The organism is Ferrovibrio terrae (assembly GCF_007197755.1).
GTDB lineage: Bacteria > Pseudomonadota > Alphaproteobacteria > Ferrovibrionales > Ferrovibrionaceae > Ferrovibrio > Ferrovibrio terrae.
The window spans coordinates 2898005-2913821 of record NZ_CP041636.1 but is presented as its reverse complement, the minus strand read 5'-3'; the positions used below and the strand labels follow the sequence as shown (position 1 = coordinate 2913821).

Below are 15817 nucleotides of genomic sequence, written 5' to 3'. Positions count from 1 at the left end.
GTCAGTGGCCCTCCCCTGCATAGGTGGCGCCACTGCCGAGATAGACTGCCTGCACCTCCGGATTGGCGCGCACTTCCACAGGGTTACCCTCCGCGATCAGTTTGCCGCGGTTGAGCACGATGATGCGATCCGCCTGGGCAAAGACCACGTCCATGTCATGCTCGGTGAACAGCACGGCGATATTGTCCTGCCGCGCCAGCTTCGCCGTCAGCGCCATCAGTGCGATACGCTCGTTCGGCGCCATGCCCGCCGTCGGCTCGTCCATCAGCAGCAGTTTCGGCTGATTGGCCAGCGCAATCGCCAGTTCCACCCGCTTGATATCGCCATAAGCCAGAATACCGCAGGGCCGCTCGCTCTGGTCGGCCATGCTGACGCGGTCGAGCAGGACCATCGCTTCGTCGCGATACATCCCGTTGGCCGGCTTCCACAAGGACATCAGCGCATTGTGGTGCGACAGCAGCGCCATCTGGATATTCTCGCGCACGGTCATCGAGTTGAAGGTGGCCGTGATCTGGAAGGTGCGGCCGACGCCAAGCCGCCAGATATCGCGCGGCTTCATGCCGACCAGGCTGCGGCCCAGCAGATTGACGATGCCACTGTCGGGTTTGAGCTGGCCGTTCAGCATGTTGAAGCAGGTGCTTTTGCCGGCACCATTCGGGCCGATCAGGGCGAGCAGTTCGCCGGCAGCGACGCTGAAGGCCACATCCTGTACGGCTTTCACACCGCCGAAGGCTTTCGAGAGATTGCTGACAGAGAGAACGGTCATCACACGGCCTCCCTGCGCATCAGGCCTGTGCGTGCCGACATCTGCTTCAGGAAGCCGGCAATGCCCTGCGGGAAGGCGAGCACGATGACGAGAATGGTGAGGCCGAGGATGGCGCGCCAGTATTCGGTGTTGCGCGCAATCGAATCCTGAAGCCAGGTGAACAGCGCCGCGCCTGCTACAGGCCCGGTCAGCGTCTGCACACCCCCGAGCAGCACCATGACGAGGCCGTCGACCGAGCGCGGCACGGCGAGTGTCTCGGGCGAGATACTGCCCTTGGAGAAGGCGAACAGACCACCGGCCAGGCCCGCGAAGGCGCCAGACAGCGTGAAGCCGAACCACTGGAAGCGGCGGACATTAATACCGATCGCGTCGGCCCGCAGTGCAGAGTCACGTCCCGCCCGCAACGCATAGCCAAAGGGTGCATGCACCACGCGCCAGAGGAACAGGATGCTGCCGACACAGAGTACCAGAGCGAAGGCATAGAAGACCGCGCGGCTCTTCAGCCATTCGCTGGGCCACAGGCCGATCAGGCCATTCGAGCCGCCGGTGAAGGCATCCCACTGGTAAATCACAGACCAGGCGATTTGTGCGAAGGCCAGGGTCAGCATGGCGAGATAGACGCCACTGAGCCGCACGCAGAACCAGCCGAACACCAGCGCGCCGAGACCACCGGCGAGCGGCGCCGCGAACAGCGCCAGTTCCATCGGGAGCTTGAGCTTGAGCAAAGCCAGCGCCGCGCCGTAGCAGCCGAGGCCGAAGTAAGCCGCATGGCCGAAGCTGACCATGCCCGACGGGCCCATCAAGAAATGCAGCGTGACAGCAAACAGCGCGAACACCGCGATGTCGATCAGCAGCACCAGAAGATAGTTGTCGCCGCCGAACGGGATCAGGCCGAGCAGCACGACGATGGCGAGCACGACGATCCAGAAGGTCTGGTTGAGCGGATAAAGCGGCGGTTCGACCATGAAGGCGCCGCGCTGCACGCCCTGCTGCTTGCCGAGCAGGCCCCAGGGCCGCACCACCAGCACGACGGCCATAATGACGAATTCGACCACCAGGGTGAATTTGCTGAAAGAAAAGACCGTACCGAAGATGCTGACATCGCCGATGCCGATGCAGAAGGCCTTGGCCTGCGCAATGAGAAGCGCCGCCAGGAAAGCGCCGCCAATCGAGCCCATGCCGCCGACCACGACGACAACAAAGGCGTCGGAGATCACGGTAATATCAAGCATCAGCTGGGCGGGTTCGCGTGGCAGCTGGACGGCACCGCCGAGGCCGGCAAGGAAAGCACCGAGAAAAAACACGCCGGTGAACAAACCGCTCTGGTTGACGCCAAGCGCGCCGACCATCTCGCGGTCCTGCGTGGCGGCGCGCACCAGCGTGCCCCAGCGCGTGCGGTTCATGAGCAGCCAGAGCAGGCCGAGCACGACCGGGCCGATGGCGATCAGCACCAGGTCATATTGCGGGAAGCGTTTGCCGAGAATTTCCACGGCGCCACGCAGGCCGGCGGCACGCGGGCCGACCAGGTCTTCCGCGCCCCAGATATACAGGGCGGCATCCTTGATCACGAGGACGAGCGCGAAGGTGGCGAGCAGCTGGAACAGTTCGGGTGCGCGATAGATGCGGCGCAGTACGACGATTTCGATCACCACGCCAATCAGGCCAACGCAAAGCGCCGCCATCAGCACGCCACCCCAGAAACCGAAGATGCTGCTGCGGCCGAAGAGCTCGACCAGTGTATAGGCCAGATAGACACCCAGCATGTAGAGCGAGCCATGGGCGAAATTCACGATGCGGCTGACACCGAAAATGATCGAGAGGCCGGCGGCAACCAGGAACAGCGACGAGGCGCCGGCAAGGCCGTTCATGAATTGGATAACGATATTCGCGAGCAAGGCCGGTTCCGGTCAGGCTGGAGGGAAGTGGGAAGAAGACTCCCGCCCCGCTTGCGCGGCAGGGCGGGAGATCATGGCGTCAGGCTTTACTCGGTCGCCTTACTCAGCAGGGCGCATCTTGGCGACATCGGCATCCGACGGCAGGAACTTCGCGCCATCGGCGTAGTACCAGTCGGTCATCACGCCCTTGCCATCCTTCAGGCCGATCTTGCCGACATAGGCACCCATCGTGGACTGGTTGTCCTGCGGACGATAGGTGATGTTGCCGAGTGGCGTGGAGTGGGTCAGGCCCTTCATCGCCGTCACCAGCTTCTCGGTGTCGAGCGTACCGGCCTTCTTGATCACGGCCGCAGCAGACTGCACAGTGGCATAGCCGACAATCGAGCCCAGACGCGGATAGTCGTTGAACCGCTTCTGATAGGCTTCGGCGAAAGCCTTATGCTCCGGCGTGGTGATGGCGTACCAGGGATAGCCCGTCACCCACCAGCCAACCGGCGATTCATCCTTCAGCGGGTCGAGATATTCCGGCTCGCCGGCGAGCAGGTTGAACACCTCCACGCCCTTGAACAGGTCACGGGTCTGGCCTTCACGCACGAACTTGGCGAGATCGGCACCGAACAGCGACGAGAAGATCGCATCCGGCTTGGCGGCAGCGATCGCGTCGGCAACGGCGCCGGCCTCGATCTTGCCGAGCGGCGGCGCCTGCTCGATGACGAATTCGACATCCGGCTGCGCCGCCTTGATCAGCTGCTTGAAGGCGGCGGTGGCCGACTGGCCGTATTCATAGTTCGGATAGACGATGGCCCAGCGCTTCTTCTTCAGCTTGGCCGCTTCCGGCACCAGCATGGCGGTCTGCATATAGGTCGAGGCGCGCAGACGGAAGGTGTATTTGTTGCCCTGGTCCCAGACGATCTTGTCGGTCAGCGGTTCGGCAGCGATGAAGAGGACCTTCTTCTCCTTGGCGAAGCTGGCGACCGCCAGCCCCACGTTGGACGGGAAGGTGCCGATCAGGAAGGAGACCTTCTCGCGCGTCACCAGTTCCTCGGCGATGCGCACGGCGTCGCCCGGATTACCGTTGTCGTCGCGGCTGACGATTTCCAGCTTCTTGCCCAGTAGGCCGCCGCTGGCATTCACCTGCTCGACAGCCAGTTCCCAGCCCTTCTTGTAGGGCTCGAGGAAAGCGGCGAAATTCTTGTAGGAATTCATTTCGCCGATCTTGATCGTGTCCTGCGCCTGGGCGCCCGACATCGCGAACATCGCCGCACCGAACGCGGCACTCAGTTTCAACCAGCTTCTGCGATTCATTTTAGTCTGCCTCCTGTTGATCCCATGATTCCCGTGAACGCGAACGCAAACTCTCGTTTTCTTGTTTTACGCTTTACCGCTGCCCATCCTCGCCCTTGATCTCGTGGACCTGCAGGCCGCCGACGCGGGCATGTACGCGCCCACCGGTGCTCATCGCCAGGATGAAGGCGATCTCGTTGTCGCGCGGCCCATCGGCCACGCCGAATTCGATGGCGTCGAAATGGCTGCGCACATAGGCGGCGTTCACATGATGCAGCGGAATGTCGATCCGCGCACCCGGGCCGCCGACCTTGGTCGCCGATGGCACGATCGCTTTGGCATTGCCAAGGATCTCGCGCATCGAATAACCGCCCGGCACATGCCACAGCGCGCCATGCTCCAGTTCGCCCCCGGCGCCGATCAGGGCGCCCTTGCCATAGGCCTCGATCGCCTTCGGATCGTTGCCGAGCGCGGCGACCAGGCGTTTGGTCAGTTCAAGGCCAAGCGGCTTGAGCGCATCCATCATCGGCGTGATGTCCTGCACATACTTGCCGGCATAGGGATTCTTCACGAAGGCACCGATCACGCCTTTCACCGGGCGTTTCGTCGCGACGGGGCCGCCATCGTGGAACGTATCCTCGGTGATGCAGACGATCTTGCGCACTTCCACCAGGCTCATGGTTCCTACCCTAACGCTTTCATGTCATGGCCGAGCAGCATTTCGCCGCCGACGACCCTGTTCTCGGTCTGCAGTGACAAAAACGCGGCCTGAATCAGGCCGCTGCGGCGCAAATCTTGCGCGCGCGCCACACCGGCCGACAAGGCTTCGTTGATCGCAAAAATCGGCAGTGTACCTACGGAAACCGTGACGGGAATCGCACCAAGGTCGCTGTCGTCGCGCAATGCGTGTGCCGGGCGCCGCTCCACCGCGTCATGGTCCACAGTCACCGCATTGGCGATGATGGTGGCAGCCGCATCGGCCTGCGCGGCAGTTTCCGCCAGCACGGTGACTGCATCGGCGATGCCAAGCGAGAAAGACCGTCCGCGCCAGCCCGATGTCGCGATGCCACGCGACGGCTGCGCTGCGGTCAGCATGGCGATGGCATCCAGATGCGGCAGATCCGGATTACAGACGACAGCCGCACGCAAGGATTCACCCGGGGCGACATGGAAGGCGATATCGCCACCATTGTTGACGTAAGCCCTGGTCAGCTGCGTGTCCTCCAGCATGGCGGCGAGGATTTCATCGGCCACCGAACCGGCGACGGCTGCCATCGGCGTGATGAACACATCGCGATACGGCCAGCAGGCCACTGCCATGCGTCGCGCCACCGGGCCACGGAACAGCGGATGCGCCGCGCCGAGCGGCTGGCGCAACTCGACCAGTTCGGCGACCAGCACGGACAGAATATCCTGGAAACGCGCCACGGCCTGCTCATAGGCCCGCGCGGCATCGACTCCGAAGGCCTCGATCACCAGATCGATCGGGCCATGCTGCAGATGCAGGCGGCGCGAGATGCCGTCGCGGCCAAGCAGCCAGTTGGCGGAAGCTGCGGTCATGGCTGCTCCTCCGCCGTGGGCCGCGAGATCGGCCAGGGATTGTCGGCACGCTGCGCCAGCTTGCTCAGACGGCCGGCCTGCAGCACGTCCTCCAGCTGCACGACATAATCCATATGACCGCCGAGCGCGGCATAGTCGTCGCGCTGCAAGGTGAACTCGATGGGCGCGACCAGCGCCGGTGTCGGCACGTAGCCGAAAGAGTTATCCGGCATGCGGGCCACATCCACCATGTAGGTGATGCCGCCGCCGGGCCAGACATAGACCGGTGCGCCGCCCGAGGTGACACGGGTCAGGCGATCTTTCACCGACAGGGTCAGCCGTACGGGATTCTCCGTGACACCAGCGCGCAGGCTGCCACCCGCGCCAGCCATGAACAGCACGGTGCAAAGCGAAGGTTCGCAATTCTCGGCGATGCGATCCACCACCACCCTGATCGGGGCCGGCATCTCGGCCGGCTGCGGCTTCAGCTGGTCGTCCAGCACATACCAGGCGCTATGCTCGCCGGTGGTCGAGACCATCAGCAGCTTCATGCCGGGCCAGGCGGCCTTGGCATCGATGCTTTCGACGATCTCAAGCGGATCGGAAATGTTGGTGCCGCCCCAGCCCAGGCCGGGATCAGCAACCTGGAAATAGCGGCCCGGCGTAGACTTGCGGCCGCGCACTCTGATTCCAGAGAGCGGCATATCGAGGAAACGGCCGGCCTGGTGTTCGGTCAGCACGCCGGTGATGTGGTCGTCGACCACGATCACCTCGTCGGCATGGCCGAGCCACTGCTTGGCAAAAATGCCGATGGTGGCCGAACCGCAGCCGACACGCATGCGCGCTTCTGGCGTGCCGTTGACGACCGGTGGCTTGCCAGCCTGCACGATCAGTTCGGAACCGCCATCGATCTGCAGGGTGACAGCCTGCTTGTTACAGAGCGCCAGCAGCGTATCGCAGGTGACGTTGCCTTCCTTCTTGCTGCCGCCGGTGAGATGATGCACGCCGCCGAGCGACAGCATCTGCGAGCCGTATTCGGCCGTGGTGACATGACCCACGGCTTCGCCATTGACGCGCACGGCGGCCTGTTCGGGGCCGAGATAGCGGTCGGTGTCAATTTTCACCTTCACGCCGCAATAGCTGAAGATGCCCTCGGTCACGACGGTGACCATATCGACGCCGTCATGCTGCGACGACACGATGAAAGGCGCCGGCTTGTAGTCAGGATAGGTTGTGCCGGCGCCGATGCCGGTGACGAAGCTGGCTGCAGGCGGCGGCGCAGCCACACTGCCGTTCCAGCCTTCACTCCCAGAGAGAAACGGCACGACACTGCCTTCGCTGGCGGCGCGCTCGGTGATCACCAGTGGATCGACGCGGGTCAGCACGCCCTCGACATTGGCATAGCGGTCGCAGGCGCCGGCCTTGCCGGGCCGGATGCGACAGAGCACCGGGCAGGCATCGCAGCGGACGACATCGTCTTTTGAGGCCGGATTTTGCGAAACGGGGGCGACGGCGTGGCTCATGCTGGCCTTCCTCCCTACTCGGCTGCCTGCGGCAGCTGCTTGAGTGCAGCGTGCAGGCGATGCGGCAAGACCGGCACTTCGGCGACGCGCACGCCGGTGGCATGGCGGATCGCGCCGAGGATGGCCGGCGCAGTCGGCACCAGGCCCGGCTCGCCGACGCCCTTGGCGCCGAAGGGACCGAGCGGCTCGGCATCCTCGATCATGATCACGTCGATCTCGGGTACATCGCCTACGGTCGGGATCAGGTAGTCGTGTAGATTTTCGGTGCGGCCCGGCAGGTATTCCTCCATTAGCGCGAGGCCGAGGCCCTGCGCGATGCCGCCATGAATCTGGCCTTCCACCTGGGTCGGATTCACCGCCTTGCCCACGTCATGCGCGGCGATGATCTTCTTCACCTTGACCGTCCCAAGCTCCGTATCGACTTCAACCAATGCCATCTGCGCGGCGAAACCATAGGTGGCGTAAGGCACGCCCTGGCCGTTGGCGTCCAGCATGGTGGTGGGCGGATCGAAGCGGCCCGAGCCGAGCAAAACGTCACCATCGTCATTCAGTCGCGACAGCGTGGCGAGATCGAGACGGCGCACCGAGCCACCATCTTCAACAGTGAGCATCGCGCCATCAAAATTGAGTTTCGCGTCCTCACCCGCATTGGCCAGCCGCAGAATTTGCGCGCGCAGGTCCTGCGCCGCAAGCTGCGTCGCCTTGCCCGAGACGAAGGTCTGGCGCGAAGCCGAGGTCTTGCCAGCATCCTCCGTGCGGTCGGTATCGCCCATCACATAGTCGATGCGATCCATCGACACGCCGAGCGCATCCGCGACGATCTGCACGAAGATGGTGTTCGAGCCCTGCCCGATATCGACGGCGCCGTTGTAGAAAAACACCCGGCCATCGCCGCGCAGGCCGATCCGCATGGTGGAGGGATTGGAGATCGAGGTATTACCCAGCCCATACCACATGCAGCCGATGCCGATGCCGCGCCGCAGGCTCTTGCGCCGCGCATTGAAGGCTTCGACTTCAGCATTCAGCGCCTGCCATTGCGGTCGCAGCGCGGCGATGCACTCGGCCAGACCGGCGGAATGTTCCAGCTTCTGGCTGGTGGCGGTGAGGTCGCCGGCGCGGATAGCGTTGATGTAGCGCATCTCCAGCCGGTCGATGCCCAGCTTGCCAGCCAGGTCGTCCATCAGGGTTTCATGCGCGATCGCCGCCTGCGGCACGCCGAAGCCGCGAAACGCGCCGGACGGCGGCGCGTTGGTGAACAGCGCGCGGCTGCGATTGCGCACATGCGGCACATGATAGGGACCACTCGCATGCACCGGCACGCGGTTGGCCACGGTCGGCCCCCAGCTGGCATAGGCGCCGGTGTCGAAATCGGCATCGGTTTCGACCGCCACCAGCCTGCCGTCATTGGCCGCGCCGAATTTCGCCTTGATGCGCGCCGGATGCCGCTTGGTGCTGGAAGCCATGCTTTCGGGCCGCGTATAGACCAGCGCCACCGGGCGGTCGCTGTGCCAGGCCGCCAGCGCGATCAGCGGCTGGACGGAAACATCCAGCTTGCCGCCAAAGCCGCCGCCGCAGGCGGTCGGCACGATGCGCACGCGATCCGGCGGCAACTGCATCACGCCAGCCACTTCGTCGCGGTCCATATAGGGCGCCTGGGTCGAGGCATGGATTTCGATGCGGTCACCGATGCGCACGCCCCAGCCAGCTTCGGGCTCGATATAGGCATGTTCGACAAAACTGGTCTGGAACAGGCCTTCGGCGGTGACGGCGGCCTGCGCGAAACCTGTCGCGATATCGCCCTTGGCGACATTGCCACGGATCAGCACGTTTTCCGGTTTGTCGGCCTGCACCAGCTTCGCGCCCGGTGCTGCCGCCATGATCACGCCGCTGACGGCCTCTTCCGCCGCATACTGGATCGGCAACTCATCCGGCTTCACGGCTTCAACCGCCTCGCGCGGACCGAGCAGCGCCACCACCGCCTCGCCGCGATAGCGCACGATGCCGTCGGCCAGCACCGGCTGGTCCTTCATGTCGAAAATCGCAAAGCCGTTGCGCGGCACATCGGCGGCGGTGAACACGCGCTCAAGGCCGTATTTGCGCATCACCTCGGAGAAATCGCCCAGCGTGAAGCTGGCGCGGGCATGCGGGCTTCGGACCACGCGCAGCCACAGCGCATCGGCCGGAATATAATCGGCGCCGTATTTCTCGGTACCTTCCACCTTCGGCAGGCCGTCCACCTTCAGGCTGCGCGCGCCGACCGCTGCGCCAACCTCGGGCACTTCAGGCAGATCGGGCGTACGGGTGGCATCCAGCACGGCTTCGACGATCTTGCGATAGCCGGTGCAGCGACAGAGCACGCCGCCGATGGCATCCATCACCTGCTGCTCGTCGGGTTTTGAGACCTCGGCCAGCAGGTCGGTGGCGGCCATCAGCATGCCGGGCGTGCAGATGCCGCATTGCGCCGCGCCATGCTTGAGGAACGCCGTCTGCAGGCGGCTGAGCGTACCATGCGCCTGCAGGCCTTCGACCGTGACCACCGGCCGGCCGGCGGCCTGGCCGACGGCGGTGAGACAGGCGCAGACCTGATGACCATCGATCATCACCGTACAGGCGCCGCAATCGCCGGCATTGCAGCCGACCTTGGTGCCGGTCAGGCCGAGATCGTCGCGCAACACGTCGCTCAGGCGTTTGGCCGGCGAGCCCTGATACGTGTGCGGTTTGCCGTTGACGATCAGCCGCATCCTTCAGGCTCCCTTCTTGCCGAGTTGGGTCAATGCCCGGCGCACCAGAACGACGGCGGCCTCACGGCGATACGTGGCACTGGCGCGGATGTCGTCGATCGGCTGCAAGGTCTCGAATTGCGCAGCTTCCACGCGATTGGCCAGGGCGGAATTGAGCCGGCGGCCGATCAGTTCGGCCTCCAGATATGGCAGGCGCTGCGCCACCGCCGAACAGGCGCCGACTGCCACGCTGGCGGCGGAAATCACGTTGTTTTCGACTTCCAGCACGATGGCGACCATGGCAATCGAGATCACCAGGTATTCGCGCGCGCCGAGTTTCAGGAAGACGCTGTGCGCCTCTTTGCGCGGCTTCGGAATCAGAATGGCGGATACCAGTTCACCGGCTTTGAGCGTGGTGCGGCGATTGCCGGTGATGAAATCGCCCAAGCCGAGTTCGCGTTTGCCCTTGATGGAGGCGAGTTCGACTCGCGCGCGCATCGCCAGCAGCGGCGGCACGCTGTCGGCAGCCGGCGAGGCGTTGCAGAGATTGCCGGCAACCGTGCCGGAATTCTGGATCTGCATGCCGCCGACGACGCGCGCTGCCGCGCGCAGCGCATCGAAAAACGGCGGCAGATCGGCATTGGCCACGTCGCTCCAGGTGGTAGTGGCGCCGATGCGCCAGCCATCGCCGGACTCAGTGATTCCGCGCAGATCGGCGATGCCGGTGAGGTCGAGGATGTCGTCGTCGACCGCACGGCCGACGCGGGCGGGAAAGAAATCGGTACCGCCGGCCAGGATGACCGGGCCGGGTGCGTTCTGATTGGCGGCGCTCAGGGACGCGAGCGCTTCGGCCAGACTGCTGGGACGCAGATACGACGCCATCGGATTGGGGCCTCCGGTCGGCACAAACGCCACGCCCACCCCCGCAGGCCGATATCGTTTGTACGCATATGATGCTGCGTCGCTGACCCAAAAGAGTCAACGTCAAAATGTAGGCATCCGCTGCGCAGGAATGCGGCAGCGCAATATGAGTGGTGTCAGTGCGCGAAAAGGCTCAGGTCAGGCGCTTGAGCAGCGCGACGAACTGCTGCTGTTCCGCCGGGCTGAGCGGGTCGAGCGTGGCCTTGCTCACTTTTGGGCCATTGCCCAGCAGGCGTCCGACCAGATCGCGACCGCCAGAGGTGAGGCTGAGGCAGCGGCGGCGCTTGTCATTCTTGTCGGGGCGATGCGAGATCAACTTGCGCAGCGTGAGGCGACGGATCACGCCCTGGATGGTGGCCGGATCCATCGCGGTGAGGCGGCCGAGATGATTCTGCGACAGCTCACCCATCTGATACAGCTTCACCAGTGCCGCGTATTGCGTGGTGGTGATCTGCTCGTCGCCGATCATGGCGACGAACAAAGCTGTGTGGCGCTGATGCGCGCGGCGGATCAGATGGCCGACCTGGTCTTCCAGCACATAGCCATCCGGCATGGTGCTGGGTTCAGCCTTGATCTCCGGTTTCACATTCATTCGCCGCTCTTTTGCTGCTCAGGCCGTCAGGCTTGCCCAATCTACCGGGCCGCCCGGCTCCGGCCAAGCGGTTCCCGCAAGAAGGCATACAGAGGTTATGCGACGACAATGCATACGCTGCTGCCCCCGAAACACCCGAACCTACAAAACCTTGGTGGAGGCTTCCTTGCCGCGCGAAACCACTGCCAGGCCGCGCATTGTGGTCTCGACCACGGTGCAGGAACAGTAGTCAGGCTGGATCACTACCATGCGGTCATCGTTCATCGCTGCGCTCATCGCCGCGTTGATCACCATGAAATGGGTGAAGATCACCGTATCGCTGCGGCAGGATTTCAGCATGCCGATCAGGCCTTCGCGCCAAGCGCGGATGATCGGCGGCTGCGTGCCGTAACGCTGGCCGGCAACCTGCTGCAGCCAGGGGCCGCGCGCCTTGATGCCCTGTTCGGCGATTTCGGGTGGCGTCGGGATTTCCGAAAACGCGGCGCTCACTTCCGGCACAAGGCCCCAGCGGTTGGCCAGCGGCAATGCGGTTTCGCGCGCGCGTTCCATCGGCGAGGTGTAGATCGGCATGGGGCCGAGCTTCTCGATCTCCAGTGCCAGATCGACAGCGGCTTCCTTGCCATCGTCCGACAGGCCCGGATCGGGATCCTCGTCGAACCGCGCCGCGGCCTTGGCATGGCGCACCAGATATATCCGGGACATTTCCCGCGCCCTCCCCTAGAGCAGATTCACGCGCATGTTTTCCCGCGCCACCATGGCTCCGGACCAGAGCTGGCGCGCTTCGGCTTCCAGCTCCTCCATGAACTGGTCCTCATGATCGGGATCATGGTGGAAAATCGCAAGCGCCTTGGCGCCGGCCGCCTGACAAAGGCGCACGCCCTCCTGCCAGGTGGAATGCCCCCAACCGACATGCGCCTCGAATTCCTTGTCGGTATAGGTGCTGTCGTAGATCACCAGGTCGGCGCCCTCGATCAGGCCGAGGATATTCTGGTCCGGTTTGCCCGGCGTATGCTCGGTATCGGTGACATAGCACAGGGCCTTGCCGCCGTATTCGAAGCGATAGCCGGTGGCGCCGTCGGGATGATTGAGCGGCGCTGTTCGCACACGGATCTTGTCGCCCAGGCTGAAGCTGTCGCCGGCACGGAAATCCACCGAATCCATCTGCGCGCCCATCTTTTCCAGCGGTACCGGGAAGAAAGGCTGCGCCATCTGCGAGGCCAGCACCTTGGCGATGCCGCCCTTGTCGGCGAGATGGCCGGCATGGATGGTGAAATGCCGGTCCTTCTTGAACGCCGGCGAGAAGAACGGGAAGCCGTTGATGTGATCCCAATGCGTATGCGAGAGGAACAGGTCCCCCTTCATCGCGTTACGGCGCAGCAGCCAGTGGCCGAGATTCCGGATGCCGGTGCCAGCATCCAGAATCACCACGCGATTGCCGATCTTCAGCTCGACGCAGGACGTATTGCCGCCAAAGCCGATATGACGTGGCGATGGCGTGGCAATGCTGCCGCGGACACCCCAGAACTTCACCTTGAAGCTCATGCTGCATCCGCCTTTCGCGTCAGCCGGCCGGCAGGGTCTGCTCGACCAGACGCGACCAGTAGGAAGCGCCGATCGGCAGGACGTCGTCGTTGAAGTCATAACGCGGGTTATGGACCATGCAGCTTTCCTCGCCGGCGCCGTTGCCGATCCAGACATAGCTGCCCGGCTTCTCGCGCAGCATCCAGGCGAAGTCCTCAGCACCCATGCTGGGATTGACATTGCGCAGCACGTTGGTGCCGCCCACCACGGCAGCAGCAGCCGCGGCGGCCATTTCGGTTTCATCGGCGGTATTGATGGTCGGCGGATAACGGCGCTGGTAGTCCAGCTTCGCGGTCGCGCCATGGCTGGCGGCGATGCCGGTGACGATCTGGTTCATGCGCGCCTCGATCAGGTCCTGCACTTCCGGCAGGAAGGCGCGCGTGGTGCCGGCGATCATCACCTCTTCCGGAATCACGTTGGTGGTATGGCCGCCCTGGATCTGGCAGCAGCTGACCACCGCGCATTGCAGCGGATCGACGTTGCGCGCGACGATATTCTGCAGCGCCAGCACCATCTCGGCGGCGATCACCACCGGATCGACGCCGCGATGCGGATAGGCGCCATGCGCGCCCACGCCCTTGATCTTGATCCAGAACATGTCGGCCGAAGCCATCATCGGGCCGGTGCGCACGGCGAACTTGCCGACATCGATGCCGGGCATGTTGTGCATGCCGAAGACGGACTCGCAGGGGAATTTGGTGAAGAGGCCTTCATCCACCATCACCTTGCCGCCGGCGACATTCTCCTCGGCCGGCTGGAAGATGAAATGCACGGTGCCGTCGAAATTCTTCGACTTGGCCAGATACTGCGCCGCGCCTAGCAGCATGATGGTGTGGCCGTCATGGCCGCAGCCATGCATCTTGCCTTCGTGCTTCGACTTGTGGCCGAACTCGTTCATCTCGATCAGGTCGAGCGCATCCATGTCGGCGCGCAGGCCGATGGCGCGGTTGCCCTTGCCTGCCTTCAGCGTGCCGACGACGCCGGTCTTGGCCAGGCCGCGATGCACCGGCATGCCGAAGGATTCGAGCGTCTTGGCGACGAACTCGGAAGTGCGATGCTCCTCGAACGCGGTTTCGGGATGCATATGCAGATCATGCCGCCACTCGGTCAGCAGGGACTTATTGGCGACGATCTCCGGGATCAGTTTCATCTGGGGCGCTCCGACTACGGATACAGCAGGGTAAAAAGGCAGAAATGCGACGATAACCGATTGATTTTGCTCTTACCACCTGCAGAAGGGGGCATTGACTCAAGGGAATGCATGTGGTCTTGTCCGGCCGCGGACGCCGGGCATATTGCGCCGGCTGTTCTAAGAACGCGGAAATCCATGGATTTTGAAAGTTTGGGCTTGAGCGAGCCGGTCCTCAAGGCCGTCTCCGATGCCGGTTATACCACGCCTACCCCGATCCAGGCACAGGCCATCCCCATCGTGCTGATGGGCCGAGACGTGCTCGGCACGGCTCAGACCGGCACCGGCAAGACCGCTGGCTTCACCCTGCCGCTGATCGACATCCTGGCTGGTGGCCGCGCCCGCGCCCGCATGCCGCGCGCCCTGATCCTGGAGCCCACCCGCGAACTGGCCGACCAGGTCGCACAGAGCTTCGACAAATACGGCAAGAATTCCCCGCTTTCGATGGCGCTGCTGATTGGTGGCGTGAACTACACGGAACAGGAAAAGCTGCTGGATCGCGGCGTTGACGTGCTGATCGCCACTCCTGGCCGCCTGATCGACCATTTCGAGCGCGGCAAGGTCATGCTGACCGGTGTGCAGATCTTCGTCATCGACGAAGCCGACCGCATGCTGGACATGGGCTTCATGCCCGATATTGAGCGGATCGGCAAAATGCTGCCGCCGCTGCGCCAGACACTGTTCTTCTCGGCCACCATGGCGGCCGACATGCGCAAGCTGGCCGACAAGTTCCTCAGCAACCCGAAGGAAATCGAGGTTGCCCGCCAGGCGACGACGGCGGAATCCATCGCCCAGTTCCAGATCCAGGTCTCGCAGCGCCTGAAGCGTGAAGCGCTGCGCACCCTGATCCGCAATGAAGACGTCAAGAACGCCATCATCTTCTGCAATCGTAAGCGCGACGTGGATATCCTGGCGAAATCGCTGATCCGCCACGGCTTCGATGCCGCCGCCCTGCATGGCGACATGGACCAGTCGGCGCGCACGGCGACGCTGGAGAAGTTCAAGCGGAACGAGATCGGCATCCTGGTCGCCTCCGACGTCGCCGCGCGCGGCCTGGACGTTCAGGGCCTGACGCATGTGTTCAATTTCGACGTGCCGACCCATCCGGAAGATTACGTGCATCGCATCGGCCGCACCGGCCGCGCCGGCATGACCGGCCGCGCCTTCACGCTGGTGGCCGGCGAGGATGGCAAGTATCTCTCGCAGATCACCCGCCTGATCCAGCGCGACATCCCGGTGATGGAACTGCAGGGCTTTGCCCATGAAGAGGGCGATGCCGCCGCGACCGCCGCCGATGAGCGTGCCGAACGCGGTGATCGCAAGGAAGGCCGCGGTCGTGGCCGAGGCGGCCGTGGTCGAGATCGCGATGGCGATCGTACCCGTGCGCAGAATCGCAGCCGTGAACCGCGCGCCAGCGATGCATCGATGGAGCCGACGGCGGCCGTCCTGGCGGATGCCACGACAATTGCTCCGGTTGTCGCCGAGCAGAGCCCGGCCGAGCAGCCGGTGGTTGAAGCCGTCAGCCGCGAAGAGCGCAAGCCGCGCCGCGACCGGTCACGCCGCGATCGCCCGTCGCAGGATCGTCCGGCTCAGGATCGCCCGCGTCAGGACCGCCCCGAACAGTCTGAGCAGCCGCGCGAAGCCCGTCGCGAGCGCAATGAAACCCGCGACCGCAGTGATCGGGACCGCAATGATCGTGGGGGTCGTCGCGACCATCGCGAGGATCGCGAGCCGCCGGTGATCGGCATGGGCGATCACGTCCCCGAGTTCATGCTGCGTCCGAGCCGCCGCGCCTCCTAAAGGCTCG

13 protein-coding genes are annotated in these 15817 nt (G+C 64.1%); 1 reads left to right on the top strand and 12 read right to left on the bottom strand.

Translation table 11 applies throughout. The annotated features are described in order from the left end of the window. Window position 1: 1 nt before the first annotated feature. From FNB15_RS14140 to FNB15_RS14085, 12 genes are all read right to left on the bottom strand, one after another. Window positions 2-766, bottom strand: a complete 765-nt coding sequence (locus tag FNB15_RS14140; protein WP_144069322.1) for an ABC transporter ATP-binding protein — start codon at window positions 764-766, stop codon at window positions 2-4. Beyond that, complete coding sequence (locus FNB15_RS14135) at window positions 766-2634, bottom strand: ABC transporter permease (protein WP_144069321.1); 1869 nt, start codon at window positions 2632-2634, stop codon at window positions 766-768. The genes FNB15_RS14140 and FNB15_RS14135 overlap by 1 nt, the downstream gene beginning before the upstream one ends. Window positions 2635-2760: 126 nt before the next feature. Then, window positions 2761-3966: an ABC transporter substrate-binding protein gene (locus FNB15_RS14130; protein WP_144069320.1), complete on the bottom strand. Its 1206-nt coding sequence runs from the start codon at window positions 3964-3966 to the stop codon at window positions 2761-2763. A gap of 73 nt (window positions 3967-4039) precedes the next feature. Continuing rightward, on the bottom strand, window positions 4040-4624 hold the full coding sequence (locus tag FNB15_RS14125) for an amino acid synthesis family protein (RefSeq protein WP_144069319.1): 585 nt from the start codon (window positions 4622-4624) through the stop codon (window positions 4040-4042). 5 nt (window positions 4625-4629) lie between these two features. Beyond that, window positions 4630-5505 carry a UPF0280 family protein gene (locus FNB15_RS14120; protein WP_144069318.1) on the bottom strand — a complete coding sequence of 292 codons (876 nt, stop codon included), beginning with the start codon at window positions 5503-5505 and terminating at the stop codon, window positions 4630-4632. Beyond that, a complete protein-coding gene (locus FNB15_RS14115) occupies window positions 5502-7007 on the bottom strand; it encodes a 6-hydroxynicotinate reductase (protein WP_144069317.1) in 1506 nt (501 codons plus the stop codon). Before FNB15_RS14115 ends, FNB15_RS14120 begins: the two co-directional genes overlap by 4 nt. 14 nt (window positions 7008-7021) lie before the next feature. Next, window positions 7022-9748, bottom strand: a complete 2727-nt coding sequence (locus tag FNB15_RS14110; protein WP_144069316.1) for a molybdopterin-dependent oxidoreductase — start codon at window positions 9746-9748, stop codon at window positions 7022-7024. A gap of 3 nt (window positions 9749-9751) precedes the next feature. Continuing rightward, window positions 9752-10609 carry an FAD binding domain-containing protein gene (locus FNB15_RS14105; RefSeq protein WP_144069315.1) on the bottom strand — a complete coding sequence of 286 codons (858 nt, stop codon included), beginning with the start codon at window positions 10607-10609 and terminating at the stop codon, window positions 9752-9754. 172 nt (window positions 10610-10781) lie between these two features. Continuing rightward, the gene (locus FNB15_RS14100; RefSeq protein WP_246068693.1) at window positions 10782-11240 is read right to left on the bottom strand and encodes a MarR family winged helix-turn-helix transcriptional regulator; all 459 of its coding nucleotides are present in this window, start codon (window positions 11238-11240) and stop codon (window positions 10782-10784) included. Between the two features lie 141 nt (window positions 11241-11381). Next, window positions 11382-11942 (bottom strand): histidine phosphatase family protein, encoded by a 561-nt coding sequence (locus tag FNB15_RS14095; RefSeq protein WP_144069314.1) that lies wholly within the window; start codon window positions 11940-11942, stop codon window positions 11382-11384. A gap of 15 nt (window positions 11943-11957) precedes the next feature. Beyond that, a complete protein-coding gene (locus FNB15_RS14090) occupies window positions 11958-12782 on the bottom strand; it encodes an MBL fold metallo-hydrolase (RefSeq protein WP_144069313.1) in 825 nt (274 codons plus the stop codon). Window positions 12783-12801: 19 nt separating this feature from the next. Then, window positions 12802-13971 carry a M20 aminoacylase family protein gene (locus FNB15_RS14085; protein WP_144069312.1) on the bottom strand — a complete coding sequence of 390 codons (1170 nt, stop codon included), beginning with the start codon at window positions 13969-13971 and terminating at the stop codon, window positions 12802-12804. 198 nt (window positions 13972-14169) lie between these two features. Between FNB15_RS14085 and FNB15_RS14080 the strand changes: the two genes are divergently transcribed. Then, entirely contained in the window at window positions 14170-15810 is a 1641-nt protein-coding gene (locus FNB15_RS14080; RefSeq protein ID WP_342777559.1) for a DEAD/DEAH box helicase, read from the top strand. Window positions 15811-15817: the final 7 nt, after the last annotated feature.